Raw genomic sequence first — 16489 nt, forward strand, 5'->3', positions numbered from 1 at the left:
GGAATCGCGGTCCATTTCTTTGCTTGAACCATGCCGTCGGTCGTCTCGATCGTAAACGCGATCAGCCTTGGCTTTCGCAGTCGGGAGCGAAGAATGCAGTGCGCGGGATCATCGCATGTCGGAACGACTTGAATCTGCCCGTTCTGGTGAAACGCCCGCCATCGTCTGGCTCGGCTTTCTGGCGATGTGCGTCGGCATGTTCATGGCGATCCTCGACGTCCAGGTGGTGGCGACATCGCTGCCGACCATTCAGTCGGCGCTCGGCATCGATCCGGATCAGATGAGCTGGATACAGACGGCCTATCTCATCGCCGAAGTGGTGGCGATCCCGCTCACCGGCCTGTTGACGCGGCTTCTGACGATGCGGTGGCTGTTCGTCACCGCCATCAGCCTGTTCGTCGCCGCCTCCGCCGGCTGCGCGGCCAGCGGCAGTTTCGGTGAGCTGGTCGCCTGGCGGGTGCTGCAGGGTTTTTCCGGTGGAACCCTGATCCCCTCGGTATTTTCAGCCGTGTTCATCCTCTTTCCGAACGAGCGACAGGCGCTGGCGACGACCATCGCCGGCGTGCTGGCGGTGCTGGCGCCGACCGTCGGGCCGATCGTCGGCGGATGGTTGACGCAGACCTATTCCTGGCATTGGCTGTTCCTGATCAACATCATCCCCGGCATCGTCTCGGCAATTCTGGCGGCGCGCTTCCTGCCGCGGCAGGCGGCCGATCCGTCCGAGCTTGGGCATCTCGACGTTCTGTCGCTTCTCTTGATGGCGACCGCGTTGACGAGCCTGGAACTCAGCCTGAAAGAGGCGCCGACCAGCGGCTGGACCTCGGCCTATGTGCTCGGCCTGCTGGCCCTCTGTCTTGCGTCGGGAGGCGCGTTCATAGGGCGAACGCTCTACCGAAGCCGGCCGATCGTCGATCTCGGCAATTTCGGCGACCGGAACTTTCTCGTCGGCTCGGTGCTGAGCTTCGTGCTCGGCATCGGCCTCTTCGGCTCGGTTTATCTCATGCCGGTCTTTCTCGCTTTCATCAGGGGACATGACGCGCTCGCAATCGGCATGACGATGCTGGTCACCGGCATTGCGCAACTGATCACCGCGCCGATCGCGGTGGCGCTGGAGAAGCGCATGGATGCGCGGCTGCTGTCGGCCGCCGGTTTCGCCCTGTTTGCGATCGGTGTCGGAATGAGCGCGTTTCAGGATCCCCGCTCCGATTATGACGCGATGTTCTGGCCGCAGGTCGTGCGCGGCGTCGCCATCATGTTCTGCCTGCTGCCGCCGACGCGGCTGGCGCTCGGCACGCTTCCGCCGGATCGCATCCCCGATGCGAGCGGTCTTTTCAATCTGATGCGCAATCTCGGCGGGGCGATCGGCATCGCGCTGATCGACACCATCATCTACACGCGCTCGGAACCGCTGGGACAAAGCCTCTGGACCCGTCTTCAAACCGGCGATATCGAGGCTGCGACATTTGTCGGCGCACCTCTCCAGGCCATATCGGGACATAGCGGCAGCTTCGATGCGGACACGACGGCGGTGCTCGATCCGCTGGTCCAGACCGCGGCAAGCGTCCAGGCGATCAACGAAGCCTGGCTGGTCATCGCCGTCCTGACCGGCTGCGCCCTGCTCTCAGTCCCCTTCGCCAGGCGGCCGGCGTCAACGTGAAAACCAAGGTGATAAGTTGCCGATCTTCCGATCGCCGGTAAGATTTCTCTCAATCATTTTGCGTCATCCTCCAGTTCCCCTCTGAAGCCAATCGACGAGATCTCAATGGCCCCGAACCTCACGCGCAGTTTTCAAATGCCTCGACGCGAGGAGCTTGGCCTCGTCACGATCAGCAACGGGTCCGGCCTGTCGGTATCGGCCCTGCCGAACGGCACGCTGTTTGCCATCGAATATGCCGACGACAAGGGAACGGTGCAGATCAACCAGATCCAGGGATCGCCGCTGTTTGGCGGCGTCAGTCGCCTTTATCTGCGCATCGGCGGCGCGGCGCCTGAGGTCGTCGAGATTGTCGGGCCCCGCGCCAATGGCGGCTTCGGGCACGATGCGACGAGCCTTTCCTGGAGCGGCGAAACAGGCGATATCGGCTACGCCGTCCGTCTTGAGCTGCATCCTTCCGAAACGGCCTGGTTCTGGCGCGTCTCCATCCGGCATCGGAAGGATGGGACGCTGCCGGCGGATCTGGTGCTGATCCAGGACGTCGGTCTCGGCGATCGCGGCTTCCTGATGAACAGCGAAGCCTATGCCTCGCAATATGTCGATCACCATATTGCCGATCATCAGACATTCGGCCCTGTGGTGATGAACCGGCAAAATCTCAAGCAGTCGGGCGCCCGCAATCCCTGGCTCGCGCAGGGCTGCGTCGATGGCGCGGCTGCCTATGCCACGGATGCGATCCAGCTGGTGCAGGCGAAGAACCGTCTCGACGATCTGCTGGTCGGCCCCTTCGGCACCAGCCTGCCGAGCAAGCGGCGCCAGCAGGAGACGGCATGTCCCGCCATCCAGTCGAAATCGCTCTCCGTGCCGGCAAGTGGGGCGACCGCGACCTTCTTTGCCGTCTTCGCCGCCGACCATCCCGAGGCGTCGAGCGATGCCGACCTTTCGCGGCTCGATGGGCTGGCGACGACGGACAATACGGCCGCCGATATCGCAGAGGCGGCGCCGGTGCGCAGCCTGCTGCAGGATGCCGCCCTGCTGAAGGCCGAAACGCTGGACAAAAAGGCGATCAGCCAGCTTTACCCCCAGCGCAGCCTCGAAGAGCGGGTCGGCGGAAAGCTGTTGTCGTTTTTTGTCTCCGACGGCGTTTTGAACCGCCATGTCGTGCTGCGCGACAAGGAACTCATGGTGGCCCGCCGCCACGGCGCGATCGTTCGTAGCGGCCAGAATATGCTGCTCGACGATGGGACGCTTGCCGCGACCTGCTGGATGCAGGGCATTTTCGCCGCGCAGCTGACGATCGGCAATACCTCCTTTCACAAACTCTTTTCCGTGTCCCGCGACCCCTACAATCTGACGCGCGCCAGCGGGCTGCGCATCATGGCGGATCTTGGCGCCGGCTGGCAGCTGCTGGCGGTACCGTCGGCTTTCGAAATGGGTCTCAGCGATTGCCGCTGGATCTATCGCCTCCCCGAACGCACGATCATCGTTTCGGCGGTCGCCTCCGGCGAGGATGCGGCGATGCAGTGGACCATTTCCGTCGAGGGCACGCCGTGCCGCTTCCTGGTGTTCGGCCATGTCGTGCTCGGCGAGCGCGAATATGATGCGGGCGGCCAGATCGAATTCGACACCTCGGGCAAACGCATCCTTTTCCGGCCGGACCCGGCCTGGCTCTGGGGCGAGCGTTATCCCGATGCCGGCTATTGGCTGGTGAGTTCGACACCCGATGCCATCGAGGAGATCGGCGGCGACGAACTGCTTTATAGCGATGGGGTGGCGCGCAACGGCGCCTTCGTCGCGCTCCGATCCCGACCGACGCGGGTGATTTCCTTCGCCGTCGTCGGTTCGATGACCGATGCGGCGGAAGCCGAGCGCCTGGCGCAGCGCTATGAGGCCGGCGTCGCCGACGAGGCCATGCTTGCGCCGGCATCAAAATTCTGGCGCAACGCCGTCCGCGGCGTAACGATCGGCAGCACCTCGCCCGATCTTGCGGCGCAGACGGCCCTGCTACCCTGGCTCGCGCATGACGCCATCGTGCATTTGAGCGTGCCGCATGGCCTCGAACAATATACCGGCGCTGCCTGGGGTACACGCGACGCCTGCCAGGGTCCGATCGAATTCCTGCTCGCCTATGAGCATGACCGCGAAGCCAAAGAGGTGTTGAAGACCGTCTTCAGCGAACAATATCTGGAGAAAGGCGACTGGCCGCAATGGTTCATGCTGGAGCCCTATGCCAATATCCGGGCGGGCGATAGCCACGGCGATATCGTCGTCTGGCCGCTGAAGGCGCTCTGCGACTATATCGAGGCGACCGGCGATCTCGCCTTCCTCGACGAGAAAGTCTCCTGGCGCGATGAGAAGACGATGGCCAGGGCGAGGGAAGCCGATACCATCGCGATCCATGTCGAGAAGCTGCTCGATACCGTCCGTGAAGCGTTCATCCCGGGAACGCATCTGATCCGCTATGGCGAGGGAGACTGGAACGATTCGCTGCAGCCGGCCGATCCGCATCTGCGCGACTGGATGGTCAGCAGTTGGACCGTCGCCCTGCTCTATGAGCAGATCGTCCGTTATTCCGCGATCCTGCGCCGCCTCGGCCATGGCAACAAGGCCAAGGGACTGCGGAAGATCGCAACCGCGATGCGCCGGGATTTCAACCACCATCTCGTGCGTGACGGCGTCGTTGCCGGCTACGGTATCTTCGATCCCGCCCATGACGGCGTCGAATTGCTGCTGCACCCGAGCGACCGGCGCACCGGCCTGCACTTCTCGCTGATCTCGATGACGCAGGCAATGCTCGGCGGCCTGTTCACGCCGGCGCAGAGACGCGATCATATGAAGCTGATTAAAGAGCATCTGCTCTTCCCCGACGGCGTGCGGCTGATGGAGAAGCCGGCGACCTATGCCGGCGGACCCGAGACGCTGTTTCGCCGGGCCGAATCCTCCTCCTTCTTCGGCCGCGAGATCGGCTTGATGTATGTACATGCGCATCTGCGCTATTGCGAAACGCTGGCGCTGGAGGCCGAGGCGGAAAAGCTCTGGAAGGCGATCGCCGTCGTCAATCCGATTTCGATCACGTCAGCGCTGCCGCATGCGTCGCTGCGCCAGCGCAATACCTATTTCAGCAGCAGCGATGCGGCTTTCCATGACCGCTACCAGGCGGCGGCCGAATGGGAGCGCGTCAAGGCGGGAGAGATCGCTGTCGACGGCGGATGGCGCATCTATTCGAGCGGCCCCGGCCTCTACACCAGGAGCTTCGTCGAAAACATCCTGGGCTTCAAACGGCGCTTCGGCCGGCGCAAACGCAAACCGCTTCTTCCCGCGATCCACGCTTCCGTCGATCTGCACACCGACCACGCCGCCTGGCGGCGGCTGATGAGGCCGAAGCCTGAGCTGTAAAAAGGATTATACCGTAGCGTCGCGCAACACTTCGAAGCGCGCCGCACTTTTCGACAGGTGGGTCCGGATGGCACGGCGTGCGGCGGCCTCCTCGCGGTCACGGATCGCCGCGAATATCGCGTGGTGTTCCCGGCGCATGCGTGCCGCATGGCGCTTGCGCTCGACTGCCGTCATCTTGTCCAGGCGCGCCCATTGCCGCGGCACCATGATGTCCCCGAACGTATCGAAGAGGCGGCTGTAATAGGAGTTCTGCGTCGCGACCAGAATGGACCTGTGGAAGGCGTAATCCTCCTGCGCGCCGTAACCGCCCTCCTCGAGCGCCTTGTCGAGGGCATCGAGACGATCCTGCATGCGGTCGATATCGTCCTGCGTGCGTCTCAATGCGGCAAGGCCAGCGGCTTCGTATTCGATCCCCATGCGCAGCTCCAGCACGCGCAGAACCTCGTCGATCGATTGCAGGTCGTTGGGAATGATGGAGAAGGATCGGGTCGTCGGATCGTTCGCGACGAAAGCCCCAAGGCCTTGCCGCGTGGTGATCAGGCCTTTCGCGCGCAGCGCGGCGAGCGCTTCGCGAACGATCGTCCGGCTGACGCCGGTCGCCTGCATGATCGCCTGTTCGGTCGGCAGACGCTGGCCGGGTTTCAGGTCGCCGGACTCGATCTGCGCCGTCAACGTATCCGCAAGGCCGCTGCGCAGGTTATTGACCGGCTGCCGCATGGTGTTGAAGACCACCTTGTCCCTGTCCGTCATCCCTATTGAATCCTGCCTGTCGATGCGGCTGCGCCGGCCTCATATCCTTTTGCTAGCGCATGCCGGCGGGAAAGGCAAAATGACGCCGGTCACGGCAGCCTGATGCCGACAGCGCCGCGTATCTTCTCAGACGCGCGGCGCTGTCGCACTTTGAACTATGCAGTCGTCGTTCAATGGGCGGATCACCGCGCCAGCCAACCGCCATCGACGGGTAGCACCGTTCCATGCACGTAGTCGGACGCCGACGATGCCAGGAATACGGCAGCACCGCCGAGTTCGGACGGCGTTCCCCAGCGCCCGGCCGGGATGCGGGCAAGGATGGCGGCATTGCGGTCGGCATCCTCGCGCAGCGCCGTGGTGTTGTTGGTCACGAAGTAGCCGGGGGCGATGGCGTTGACGTTGACGCCCTTGCCGGCCCATTCGCAGGCCAGCAGCTTGGTCAGTCCGGCAAGCCCGCTTTTCGAGGCGGTATAGGACGGGATCCGGATGCCGCCCTGGAAGGAAAGCAGCGAGGCGATGTTGATGATCTTGCCCCTGCCCTTCTCAACCATATGGCGGCCGGCCGCCTGCGACAGGAAGAAGGCGGTCTTCAGATTGACGTCGATCACCGCATCCCAGTCCTCCTCGGTGAAGTCGAGCGCATCGGCACGGCGGATGATGCCGGCATTGTTGACGAGGATGTCGAGGCCGCCGAAAGTCTGGATGGTCTCGGCGACGATCCCCTTTACCGGTTCGATGCTGGCGAGATCGGCCTTGATGACATGGAAGCGGCTTCCCGCTTGCTTCACCAGCGCCTCGGTTTCGTCCATCGAGGAGCGGCCGACGGCGACGATCGACGCGCCGGCCTCGGCCAGCGCCGCCGCGATCGCCTGGCCGAGGCCGGTATTGGCGCCGGTAACGACGGCAGTCCTGCCGGACAGGTCGAAGGGATTGGCCACGGCGCTCACCTCAGATCCGCAATGGCGATATGGTCCATGTCGGTGAAGCTCTTATTGTCGCCGGCCATCGCCCAGATGAAGCTGTAGTTCTTGGTGCCGGCGCCCGAATGGATCGACCAGGGCGGCGAGATGACCGCCTGCTCGTTGGCGACGAGCATATGCCGGGTCTGTTGCGGCTCGCCCATGAAGTGGAAGACGCGCTGCTCGGCTTCGAGATCGAAATAGAGATAGGCTTCCATGCGGCGGTCATGCGTATGGGCCGGCATGGTGTTCCAGACGCTGCCCGGCTCGATCATGGTGAAGCCGAGCGTGAGCTGGCAGGACTGGCAGACGTCCGGATGGATGAACTGGTAGATCGACCGCTTGTTGGCCGTCGCGGCTTCACCGGGCGTCAGGTGACGGGCCTTTTCGCGGGTGAGCAACACGGTCGGGTGCGTTTGATGGGCCGGAGTCGAGACCAGATAGAACTTTGCCGGATTGGCGGCATCGGCGCTCTCGAACCGGATATCCTTGGCACCCTTGCCAGCATAGAGGCAATCATACTTGGCGAGATCGTAGCTGGTACCGTCGACGACGATACGGCCGGCGCCGCCGATGTTCAGCGCGCCGAGTTCACGCTCGGCGAGGAAGGTTTCCTGTCCGATCGCCGTCGGCGCCGTCAGTGTCAGCCCGGTATCGAGCGGTGTGGCGCCGCCGATGACCATGCGGTCGTAATGGGAATAGGTGAGCCGGATCTCGCCGCCTTCGAAGATGGTCTCGACCAGAAAGTGACGCCGCAGCGTTTCGGTGTCGAAATTGCGCACAGCCTCGGGATGGGAGGCATGTCTGACGTCGATCTGCATGTCGAATTTCCTCAGTTTTCGTTGTCGTCAAGCGTTGTTGCTGTCGCGAAAGCCGGCTCGGTTCGACCGTCCGTTCCGCTCGGCAATGAACCATACGGTTACATAGTTGTACGACAAGTTCGAAGTCAATATGTTTCTGCAGGCTCGCTCGCGGCAGCAAGCGGCCTCGGGAAATCCGGAATAAAATCAAGCACAAGCGGGAAAACTGTCATCTCCGAGCGATGGATCGCAGGTGCTCGTTTCTCAGCCCCGCTCGAATTTATGTCGGCCAAAACGAAAAAGCCTGCCGCGGGAGGAGGTGCGGCAGGCTTTCGAAAAGAACCGAACGACAGCTGGGAGGAGGAGTGCTGTCGTTCCACAGACGACCCTGGGAGGAGGATGGGGCGCCTGTATATCGAAGGGATGCGGGAGGAGGTGCATCGCTTCGATAGAAATAATCATACTTATTTCTTGCCCAGTTGATAGGCATTTCTTTGCAAGGCAGCTATGCGTTATGCGAAAAGCGGGCGGCTCGACTGCCCGTGATCCATCCACCGGAAACACAAAAGCAAAGCGCCCGCTCGGGAGGAATCAGGCGCTGGGCACAGTCTCGAAAATGCGTAGTCTTAGTTGCCGTTAGCGGGCGATGGCTGCGCGGGCGACATTGCGGATTTCGCTGCGGCCGATGCCGAGGTCGTCCAGTTCGCGTGCGGACATGCGACCCAGTTCAGCGACCGTCTGACGGTACTTGCGCCAGTTGTTAAAAGAGCGTGCTACGTTCATAATGATCCCCTTTCCGTGGGCTTTCGAAGCCTAGCTGCCAGTCCTTGGCGCTTCGTTCGCTTCGATGAGTTCTATATAGTACGAGACCTTCGATTGTTGCAGCGCCAATGCATCACTGCACCTATGCGGTGCCTGCATGGGTCGCTATCTATGGGCGATTTCGCGGTCACGATCGGAACCGCTTCGCGATCAGGATTTGAAGCGATCGAAGGCCGTCAGCCGCACGAGCGGTGGTTCTGCTTCTTTCCACCGGTAAATCTCCGCGCGCAGATAGGAAAGCTCGTCGCCGAGGCCGTCTTCGTCGACCTCGATCCACCACGACTTCAGCCGGCCATCGCTTCCATCAGACCAGCGATAGCCCCTCGCCTTCAGGTGGTCCTTCATCTCGAACGGGCTGTGTTCGGCAAAGATACGGATGCGCGAACGCTGGCTGGCGCGATAAAGCTCGGTGAACGGGCTTTCACTCTCGCCCTGCTCTCGATCGAGAATTTCCAGCAGCGCGTGGCAATCGTCCACCGCGCGATGGCCGTCATGGAAATATCCGGCCTGGCCGACGAGATAGCCGAGCTTCGTGCCCTCGAAACCCCGGGCGCTCCAGTCGATCTCCGACACCGAGCATGCCCAGGCCTTGCCGGCGAAAATTGTCGAGAAGGCCTCGCAGAACGGCCGGTCGAAACCGGCATTGTGGGCAATGATCAGATCCGCCGGCTCGATCAGGGACCGCAACGCCTGGATATCGATGACCTGTTCTTCGACCATCGCATCGGTGATGCCCGTCAGCCGGGTGATCTCGGGCGGGATCGGCCGGGACGGTTGTTGCAGGCCGCCATAAATGCCGACGATGTCGCCGATCGCGCCGTCATCGTTGAAGGTGAAGGCGACGGCGCCGATTTCGATGATCTCGTCGTTGCGGTGGCTGAGACCTGTCGTCTCGGTGTCGAGAACGACGCCGAGCCGCGAAAATCCCGGCCGTCTGACGGGCGCAATCGGCCGGGCGGCGAGTTTTCTCAGGATGCGATAATTGCCGCTCTCTTCCAGCGTCCGCGCCATGTCTTCTTGGGAAGAGCCGGCCGGCTGCGACGGCGGCCGGCGCGATGGACCGCGCGCCTTGGCGATCGCGGGCGATGCCTTAGCAAACATGTCGAGTTGCGAATCTCTATGCACGCTCATCGAATCTATATGTCACGGAGAGGCGATTGAATCCATCACTCGCGCCAGCCGCTGTGGAGTGTCCCCACCTGCGGCCCTCTCCAGCGGGAAGCTCAACCGGCAGACCGCGCCGGGATTGCGGTTGTCGATCGTCACCTCGCCGCCATGCAAACGGATGATGTCGCGAACCAGATTGAGGCCGAGGCCAGCGCCGCGTCCGTCATGATGGCGCTTGAAGAAGGGCTCGAATATCCGATCCCGGACATCGGCGGGAATGCCTGGTCCCTCGTCGCTGACCTCGATCCAGTTGCAGCCTGACGTCAGCGAGATGATGCCTTTCCTGCCGCCGTGGTTGATCGCGTTCTGCAGGATGTTCATCAGGGCGCGCTGCAGCGCCAGAGGATCGCCGTCGATCTCTCCGGCGCCGTCGACCTCGAACTGCACCGTATAACCGGCGGCAAAGGCCAGCGGCGCCATCTCGATGATGACCTTGCGCGCCAGCTGCCCCAAATCGACCTTGCTGAACTGGACCTTGCCCTGTTTCAGCCGCTGAAGATCGAGCATCTGCTCGGTGAGGACGGCGAGCCTTGCGGCATCTTCCAGAAGGTCGGTCTTGATCGAACTGTGCGGCAGGGATCCAATTCTCGTATTCAGAATGGCGATTGGCGTGCGCAGTTCATGGGCGGCGTCGGTCAGAAACCGTTCCTGCCGCTCATACCCCTCGTCGAGACGGCCGAGCGCGCGGTTGACGGCACGCACCAGCGGCGCGATCTCGTCGGGAATATCGTCTGCCGAGAGCCGGCCGCCGCGCTGGTCGATATCGATCGTATCGGCCTGCAACGCGGCCTGGTCGATCCCGACCAGCGACCTTCGCACGACGAGCGGCGTTGCGATCAGCGCTCCCAACGCCATCACCGCAACGATGGGAATCACCATTTTCGCAAGGATCAGCGAAACGCCGAACAGGAAAGGGGCGAGCGGGTTGGGGCCGTCGGTGCCGGTCAGGAACTGCACCTGTCCCCCATCCATCGCAATCCACTTCATCCTTGCCGCCGGACGGTCGTGGTCGCCGAGATTCTCGCCGAAGCGCGCCTGGCCGACATGATCGAGCGTATTGCCGATGCTGGCATATTCTTCCGGAATCCGGCCCTCGGTCAAAACATGCCCCTGCATGTCGCGAATGGTGTACCAGAGATCGGGCGCATCTTTCCGCAACTGCCTGATATCCTCGGTCTCCCTCAGGCCCAACGCTCCGGTGGGCTGGCGGAAGACGGCCTGGCGCAGAATCTCGATCGTACCTTCCGTCGACCGGTAATCCCATATCTTGGCCACCGAGATCAGCACGATCATCACCAGGATGAGCACGACCGACTGGACGGCAAGAAGCCGCCAGAACAGCCGCTTGTGCAGCGAATAGGAGCAATGTTTGCTCATGATGCCTCACGCAGGAGATAACCCACGCCCCGGATAACGTTGATGACCACGCCCGCCTGCGACGCTGCCAGCTTGCGCCGCAGCCGCGATATGTGGGAATCGAGCGCGTTCGACTGGATCTCGTCGTCGAAGCCGAAAACCGCTTCCATCAAGGCCGGTCGCGGCACCATGCGGCCGGCCCGGCGCACGAGGCATTCGAGCACCAGCGCTTCCCGGCGCGGCATTTCCAGACGCCGGCCGGAGACGATGATCTCGCAATAGGTCGGATCGAATGAAAGCCGGCCGATCGAGATCAGCGCGGGGCGCAAGGTTTCGGAGCGGCGCATGACGGCACGCAGCCGCGCCAGAAGTTCGTCGAAGACGAAGGGCTTGGCGAGGTAATCGTCGGCGCCGGTCTCCAGGCCGGTGATCCTGTCTGGAACCTCTCCCTTGGCGGTGATGACGATGACCGGTAGCGTCAATCCCCTTTTGCGGATCTTCGGAATAAGCTCAAGACCGTCGCCGTCTGGCAGCTGCCGATCCAGGAGGACGGCGTCATAGGCGCCGTCGCCGATCACCAGTTCGGCGTCGCCCAAGCTCGAAACGTGGTCCATCACCATGTCGTGCCTGGTGAGCGCCCCTCGGAGTGCTGCGGCCATTTGAGGTTCATCCTCGATCAGTAATATGCGCATCTCACATTCCTGTCGCAGGGCCTATGGGGGCTTGTCGGGGCCGTCGATCCATAGGTGGAAACCATATCACCCTCAAGCAAGTCTGCGGTGCCCGTGGCGTATCGAATGCAAGAGCGCCGCTTCGTCGCAAAGGATCCTATCCGTCATCATGCGCGGCGCTGCTCGATCAGGGCCATTGGCTGGTAGCGGCGGCTGATGCGATAGACCGCGGCCGGCGGAATATTGCGCAACGTCCAGCCGATCTTTTTTGAGACAAGGCCGAGGGCGTCGAGGATTTCGGCAGGCACCGGGCATTTCGGCCCGTAGGTGAATTGATAGAAGGCGCCGTGCGGCCTGAGGTTGGCAAAGCAGTCCTCGAGCAGCGCCTGCACGTCGTCCGGCCGCATGGCAAGAAGCGGAAGCCCGCTGACGACGCCGCCGAAGAAACTTCCGGAAAGCGACGTCTTCCACATCTGCCGCACGTCCACCTGCAGCACCCTGGCATCGGGAAAGCGGTCCTGCAACAGCGTGGCGAAATCACGCTCGTATTCCACCAGCGTCAGATCCCGCTCGGCAATGCCGCGTTGCAAAAGGGCCGCGGTGAAAACGCCGGTGCCCGGACCGAGTTCGAGAACCGGCCCGGTGAGCGCAGAAATTTCCTTGGTCATCAGGCCCGCAAGGCGGGGGCCTGATGGTGTGATCGAAGCGATGCGCAGCGGTGCGCGAAGCCAGGCGAGAAGAAAGCGTCGTCGATCGAAACGGGGCATTGGACCTTCACAGCGGCTGATTGATCCCGCCCATGAACCGGCTCAACATTGCAACAGTCTGTCATGGCGCAGTCACGGTGACGCAGACGCAGATTTTATACCTGAGACTCGACCTTCGGCTGCGCTGCCCTGAGACCCCTCCTGTCGATCCAGCTTTTGATTTCGGCGGCAATCGCCTCGGGCTGGTCCTCAGGGGCAATGTGGCGCGAAGGCCCGCACCCCCTGGTCTCCAGGCCTGCGATGTTGTCGCGGCACCACGAAATCATCTCGCTGCCGATCAACAGCGTTTCGGCAGGCCCGTCGAAGGTCAGCAGCAGCTTGGGAGTCTGAGGACTGGCGGAAAGCCAGCGGTCATAGTTCTCGATCCTGGCGACCACATCGGCCGGCTCGCCGTTGATGGGCATGGCCCGCGGCCATTCCAGCAGCGGGCGCCGGCTGTTACGGTCCGGATAGGGAGCGCGGTAGACATCCCAGTCGGCATCGCTAAGCCCTTTCAGCGTGGTTGCACGCAAGGCCTGCTCAATGAAGAAATTTTCATCGAGGACCTTGGCCTCGCCTGTTCCGGCGCCCCGCAACAGTTCATAACGCGCCTTTCCGCCGCCTGGCAGATCCTCCCAACTCATCGGCCGCAGGATGGTTTCCATGAAGGCGATGCCGCGCACACGTTCGGCGTGGCGCGAAGCCCAGTCGAATGCCAGCGCACCGCCCCAGTCGTGGCCGACGAGCACGACGTCGTCGAGGTCAAGCGCCTCGAACCAGGCGTCGAGATAGGCGATGTGATCGCCATAGCGATAGTCGATATCGGGTTTGCCGGAGCGTCCCATGCCGATCAGATCGGGCGCCAGGCAACGGCCTGGCCCGACGCCTGGCATGATGTTCCGCCAGAGATGCGATGAAGTGGGATTGCCGTGGAGGAAGACAATCGGGTCGCCCTCCCCCAGTTCCTCGTAGGAGATGAACGAGGTGAGAATATCGATGGTCGGCATATGGAGCTCCGCGCTTTCGTGCTATATAGGCAGGCAACTGTCCATTTATCATATAGACAGGTAACTGTCTATATTGCCGCGGGGGTTTCATGGCGTCTTCGTCCCTTGGCCTGTTGTTGCGTCTGGTCCATCAGCATTGGACACAGGCTGTCGAAGCGGCACTCGATGAGGCCGGCTACGGAGATATCCGCCCGCCGCACGCCAACGTCTTCACCTTCGCGCGACCCGAGGGCATTCAGGTCAGCGAGCTGACCAAGCTCGCCCGTGTTCGCAAGCAGACGATGACCCAGGCCGTGGAAGAACTCGAGCGCTTGGGTTATGTCGAGCGCCGGCCCGATCCGAACGATCGGCGCGGCCGGCTGGTGTTTCTGACGGAAAAAGGCCAAGGAGTCAGGCCGATAGCGATGGCGGCGGGCCGGCGCGTCGATGAAAGCTGGGCCGCCTTGACCAGCCAGCAGCAAATGGACGATCTGCGGACAGCGCTCCGGCGGCTGCTGGCACAGTTGCAATAGCGAAGCGGCACTGCCTTGCCCCTTTCCACTTAACCGTCGCACGACCGAAGGAAAATAGATGCCTGGTGACGATAGCAAGGGTGCCGACGCGGATGTCGTCATCATCGGCGGTGGAGCTGCCGGTATTGCCGCCGCCCGTCGCCTGCAGGCGCTCCGCCCGGACCTGTCCATCCTCCTGCTTGAAGCCGGCGATCGTCTCGGCGGGCGCGCCTGGACGGTTGGACTGCCTGACGCCGATATTGCGCTCGATCTCGGCTGCGGCTGGCTGCATGGCGCGCGGACCAATGCCTGGACTGCGATCGCCGGCGAGGTCGGACTGACGGTCGACCGCACGCCGGCGCCCTGGAACGACGGCGGACGCCAGCTTCAGCGTGATGGCGCGGAGGCGCGTGCCGCAAGGCAGGCGATCGGCGCCTATTTCGAGCGTCTCGAGAGCCATGAGGGGAATGACGCCGCCATGGCCGAATTGCTCGAGCCCGACAATCCCTGGAACGGCCAGATCCGTGCGATCGGCACTTATATCACCGGCGCCGAGCTGGAGCGGTCGTCAATCGTCGATTACAACAGATATGATCCCGGCCCCGGTCCCGACTGGCGGGTGCGCGAGGGTTATGGAACGCTGGTCTCGCGTTACGGCAAGCCGGTTCCGGCAAGGCTCGGCACCGAGGTGACGCGCATCGACCACCGTCATGCCGGCCGTATCGGCATCGAGACGAACCAGGGTGTGCTCCGTGCCCGCGCCGTGCTGGTGACCGTGTCGACGAATGTGCTTGCCGCCGGCAGGATCGCCTTCGACCCGCCTGTGCCTGATAAGATCGAGGCGGCAGCCCGTTTGCCGCTCGGCCTCGCCGACAAGCTCTTCCTGAGGCTCGCAAATCCGGAGGCGCTGCCGGCGGATACGCATATGCTCGGTTCCACCAGTCGTGGCGCGACCGGCACCTATCAGCTCCGGCCGTTCGGCGCGCCTGTCGTCGAGGCCTATTTCGCCGGCGACCTCGCGCATGATCTGGAAGGGCAAGGCAGCGAGGCCGCCTTTTCCTTCGCGTGCAACGAATTGGCAGCGCATTTCGGCGCTGACATTCGCAAGCAATTGTCGGTCGCCGCACTGTCGGCCTGGGCCGCTGTGCCCCATATCGGCGGCTCCTATTCCTATGCCGAACCCGGCGCGTCCAATTTGCGCGGCCGTCTCGCCGCGCCGCATGACGGGCGGATCTTCTTTGCCGGCGAAGCCTGTTCGACGTCGCGCTATTCAACGGCGCACGGCGCCTACGAGACCGGGGTTGCTGCGGCCGATCTGATCGCCGGCTCGTTTTCGCAAAATCCGTAACCGTCGCCGGCTGCGACGGCAGGCGGGAAAATTTTTTCTCACTTGTCGCGAGGGCGGGATTGGCTATGCTCCCCCTCGCCCCTGCGCTGCGAGCTCAGGGCGCGGTACGTCATCCGGCGGCAAGCGGCCGCCTCAAGCTCAATATTGTCATTGATTGCAGGAGCCCCGGCTTCTACCCCGACCGTTTGCGCGTCGGCTGCGGGTATCCGCATGAGGAGGAAGAAATGGACTATCGCAAGCTCGGTCCCAGCGGGACCGTCGTCACCGCCTATTGCCTCGGCACCATGACGTTCGGCGCGGAGGCTGACGAGGCCGCCTCGCATAAACTGCTCGACGATTATTTCGCCTGGGGCGGCAATTTCATCGATACCGCCGATGTCTACAGCGCCGGCAAGTCGGAAGAGATCATCGGAGGCTGGCTTAAAGCGCGCCCGACCGAGGCCCGCCAGGCGATCGTCGCCACCAAGGGGCGTTTCCCGATGGGCAACGGACCCAACGATATCGGCCTGTCGCGCCGGCATCTCGGCCAGGCGCTCGACGATTCTCTGCGCCGCCTCGGCCTTGAGCAGATCGATCTCTATCAGATGCATGCCTGGGATGCGCTGACGCCGATCGAAGAGACGCTGCGCTTTCTCGACGATGCGGTTTCCTCCGGCAAGATCGCCTATTACGGCTTCTCCAATTATGTCGGCTGGCACATCGCCAAGGCCTCGGAAATCGCCAAGGCACGCGGTTATACCCGCCCGGTGACGCTGCAGCCGCAATATAACCTGCTGGTGCGCGACATCGAACTTGAGATTGTCGCGGCCTGCCAGGATGCCGGCATGGGCCTGCTGCCGTGGTCGCCGCTCGGCGGCGGCTGGCTGACCGGCAAGTACAAGCGCGACGAGATGCCGACGGGTGCTACCCGCCTCGGTGAAAACCCCAATCGCGGCGGCGAATCCTATGCGCCGCGCAATGCGCTGGAGCGAACCTGGGCGATCATCGCTGTTGTCGAAGAGATCGCCAAGGGGCATGGCGTCAGCATGGCGCAGGTGGCGCTCGCCTGGACGGCGGCACAGCCGGCGATCACCTCGGTCATCCTCGGCGCCCGTACGCCCGAACAGCTCGCCGACAATCTCGGCGCCATGAAGCTCAAGCTCTCCGATGATGACATGGCAAGATTGAACGAGGTGAGCGCCCCTCAGCCGTTCGACTATCCCTACGGCAAGGGCGGCATCAACCAGCGCCACCGCAAGATCGAGGGCGGCCGCTGAGTCTCCGCCCATAACCGGATGAGTCGTCTCGCCCGGTCTGCAACACCAACGAAGAAAGCCGCCATG

Annotated in this window: 15 protein-coding genes; 6 read left to right on the plus strand and 9 right to left on the minus strand. The window is 63.0% G+C overall.

What is annotated here, in order from left to right; genetic code table 11:
• Nucleotides 1-115 precede the first annotated feature (115 nt).
• Both FHX10_RS10275 and FHX10_RS10280 read left to right on the plus strand, forming a co-directional pair.
• Nucleotides 116-1657, plus strand: a complete 1542-nt coding sequence (locus FHX10_RS10275) for a DHA2 family efflux MFS transporter permease subunit (RefSeq protein WP_097544649.1) — start codon at nucleotides 116-118, stop codon at nucleotides 1655-1657.
• 105 nt (nucleotides 1658-1762) lie between these two features.
• Nucleotides 1763-5050, plus strand: a complete 3288-nt coding sequence (locus FHX10_RS10280) for a GH36-type glycosyl hydrolase domain-containing protein (protein ID WP_097630898.1) — start codon at nucleotides 1763-1765, stop codon at nucleotides 5048-5050.
• Between the two features lie 6 nt (nucleotides 5051-5056).
• Here FHX10_RS10280 and FHX10_RS10285 read toward each other — a convergent pair whose 3' ends face one another.
• From FHX10_RS10285 to kduI, 3 genes are all read right to left on the minus strand, one after another.
• Entirely contained in the window at nucleotides 5057-5800 is a 744-nt protein-coding gene (locus FHX10_RS10285; protein WP_097630897.1) for a FadR/GntR family transcriptional regulator, read from the minus strand.
• A 182-nt stretch (nucleotides 5801-5982) separates the two neighbouring features.
• Nucleotides 5983-6747 (minus strand): 2-dehydro-3-deoxy-D-gluconate 5-dehydrogenase KduD, encoded by a 765-nt coding sequence (kduD, locus tag FHX10_RS10290; RefSeq protein ID WP_280178053.1) that lies wholly within the window; start codon nucleotides 6745-6747, stop codon nucleotides 5983-5985.
• Complete coding sequence (gene kduI / locus FHX10_RS10295; protein WP_097630896.1) at nucleotides 6744-7580, minus strand: 5-dehydro-4-deoxy-D-glucuronate isomerase; 837 nt, start codon at nucleotides 7578-7580, stop codon at nucleotides 6744-6746. Before kduI ends, kduD begins: the two co-directional genes overlap by 4 nt.
• Here kduI and FHX10_RS10300 point away from each other — a divergent pair.
• Entirely contained in the window at nucleotides 7560-8042 is a 483-nt protein-coding gene (locus FHX10_RS10300; protein ID WP_132573343.1) for a hypothetical protein, read from the plus strand. The genes kduI and FHX10_RS10300 overlap by 21 nt on opposite strands.
• A gap of 153 nt (nucleotides 8043-8195) precedes the next feature.
• Here the strand turns inward: FHX10_RS10300 and FHX10_RS10305 are convergent, their stop codons facing one another.
• The 6 genes from FHX10_RS10305 to FHX10_RS10330 form a co-directional block, all read right to left on the minus strand.
• A complete protein-coding gene (locus FHX10_RS10305; RefSeq protein ID WP_003548073.1) occupies nucleotides 8196-8342 on the minus strand; it encodes a DUF1127 domain-containing protein in 147 nt (48 codons plus the stop codon).
• 189 nt (nucleotides 8343-8531) lie between these two features.
• Nucleotides 8532-9512, minus strand: coding sequence for a 3'-5' exonuclease (locus FHX10_RS10310; protein ID WP_097544646.1), 981 nt, complete (start codon nucleotides 9510-9512; stop codon nucleotides 8532-8534).
• A gap of 12 nt (nucleotides 9513-9524) precedes the next feature.
• The gene (locus tag FHX10_RS10315; RefSeq protein WP_063476221.1) at nucleotides 9525-10925 is read right to left on the minus strand and encodes a sensor histidine kinase; all 1401 of its coding nucleotides are present in this window, start codon (nucleotides 10923-10925) and stop codon (nucleotides 9525-9527) included.
• Complete coding sequence (locus FHX10_RS10320; protein ID WP_097544644.1) at nucleotides 10922-11596, minus strand: response regulator transcription factor; 675 nt, start codon at nucleotides 11594-11596, stop codon at nucleotides 10922-10924. The genes FHX10_RS10315 and FHX10_RS10320 overlap by 4 nt, the downstream gene beginning before the upstream one ends.
• 146 nt (nucleotides 11597-11742) lie before the next feature.
• Entirely contained in the window at nucleotides 11743-12342 is a 600-nt protein-coding gene (locus FHX10_RS10325) for a class I SAM-dependent methyltransferase (RefSeq protein ID WP_063476223.1), read from the minus strand.
• Between the two features lie 95 nt (nucleotides 12343-12437).
• Nucleotides 12438-13328 carry a haloalkane dehalogenase gene (locus FHX10_RS10330; protein ID WP_063476224.1) on the minus strand — a complete coding sequence of 297 codons (891 nt, stop codon included), beginning with the start codon at nucleotides 13326-13328 and terminating at the stop codon, nucleotides 12438-12440.
• An 89-nt stretch (nucleotides 13329-13417) separates the two neighbouring features.
• Here FHX10_RS10330 and FHX10_RS10335 point away from each other — a divergent pair, with 89 nt between their 5' ends.
• The 3 genes from FHX10_RS10335 (at nucleotide 13418) to FHX10_RS10345 (ending at nucleotide 16423) form a co-directional block, all read left to right on the plus strand.
• The gene (locus FHX10_RS10335; RefSeq protein WP_097622830.1) at nucleotides 13418-13840 is read left to right on the plus strand and encodes a MarR family winged helix-turn-helix transcriptional regulator; all 423 of its coding nucleotides are present in this window, start codon (nucleotides 13418-13420) and stop codon (nucleotides 13838-13840) included.
• Between the two features lie 58 nt (nucleotides 13841-13898).
• Complete coding sequence (locus FHX10_RS10340; RefSeq protein WP_097630895.1) at nucleotides 13899-15167, plus strand: flavin monoamine oxidase family protein; 1269 nt, start codon at nucleotides 13899-13901, stop codon at nucleotides 15165-15167.
• A 224-nt stretch (nucleotides 15168-15391) separates the two neighbouring features.
• On the plus strand, nucleotides 15392-16423 hold the full coding sequence (locus FHX10_RS10345; protein ID WP_097622832.1) for an aldo/keto reductase: 1032 nt from the start codon (nucleotides 15392-15394) through the stop codon (nucleotides 16421-16423).
• The last annotated feature ends 66 nt before the right edge of the window (nucleotides 16424-16489 follow it).

Source organism: Rhizobium sp. BK591 (genome assembly GCF_014195045.1).
Lineage (GTDB): Bacteria > Pseudomonadota > Alphaproteobacteria > Rhizobiales > Rhizobiaceae > Rhizobium > Rhizobium anhuiense.

Bases quoted from the DNA above. Each gene is read 5' to 3' on its own strand.
- FHX10_RS10275 (WP_097544649.1), top strand. From the start codon at position 116: ATGTCGGAACGACTTGAATCTGCCCGTTCTGGTGAAACGCCCGCCATC.
- FHX10_RS10280 (WP_097630898.1), top strand. From the start codon at position 1,763: ATGGCCCCGAACCTCACGCGCAGTTTTCAAATGCCTCGACGCGAGGAG.
- FHX10_RS10285 (WP_097630897.1), bottom strand. From the start codon at position 5,800: ATGACGGACAGGGACAAGGTGGTCTTCAACACCATGCGGCAGCCGGTC.
- FHX10_RS10300 (WP_132573343.1), top strand. From the start codon at position 7,560: ATGTCTGACGTCGATCTGCATGTCGAATTTCCTCAGTTTTCGTTGTCG.
- kduI (WP_097630896.1), bottom strand. From the start codon at position 7,580: ATGCAGATCGACGTCAGACATGCCTCCCATCCCGAGGCTGTGCGCAAT.
- FHX10_RS10305 (WP_003548073.1), bottom strand. From the start codon at position 8,342: ATGAACGTAGCACGCTCTTTTAACAACTGGCGCAAGTACCGTCAGACG.
- FHX10_RS10310 (WP_097544646.1), bottom strand. From the start codon at position 9,512: ATGAGCGTGCATAGAGATTCGCAACTCGACATGTTTGCTAAGGCATCG.
- FHX10_RS10315 (WP_063476221.1), bottom strand. From the start codon at position 10,925: ATGAGCAAACATTGCTCCTATTCGCTGCACAAGCGGCTGTTCTGGCGG.
- FHX10_RS10320 (WP_097544644.1), bottom strand. From the start codon at position 11,596: ATGCGCATATTACTGATCGAGGATGAACCTCAAATGGCCGCAGCACTC.
- FHX10_RS10325 (WP_063476223.1), bottom strand. From the start codon at position 12,342: ATGCCCCGTTTCGATCGACGACGCTTTCTTCTCGCCTGGCTTCGCGCA.
- FHX10_RS10330 (WP_063476224.1), bottom strand. From the start codon at position 13,328: ATGCCGACCATCGATATTCTCACCTCGTTCATCTCCTACGAGGAACTG.
- FHX10_RS10335 (WP_097622830.1), top strand. From the start codon at position 13,418: ATGGCGTCTTCGTCCCTTGGCCTGTTGTTGCGTCTGGTCCATCAGCAT.
- FHX10_RS10340 (WP_097630895.1), top strand. From the start codon at position 13,899: ATGCCTGGTGACGATAGCAAGGGTGCCGACGCGGATGTCGTCATCATC.
- FHX10_RS10345 (WP_097622832.1), top strand. From the start codon at position 15,392: ATGGACTATCGCAAGCTCGGTCCCAGCGGGACCGTCGTCACCGCCTAT.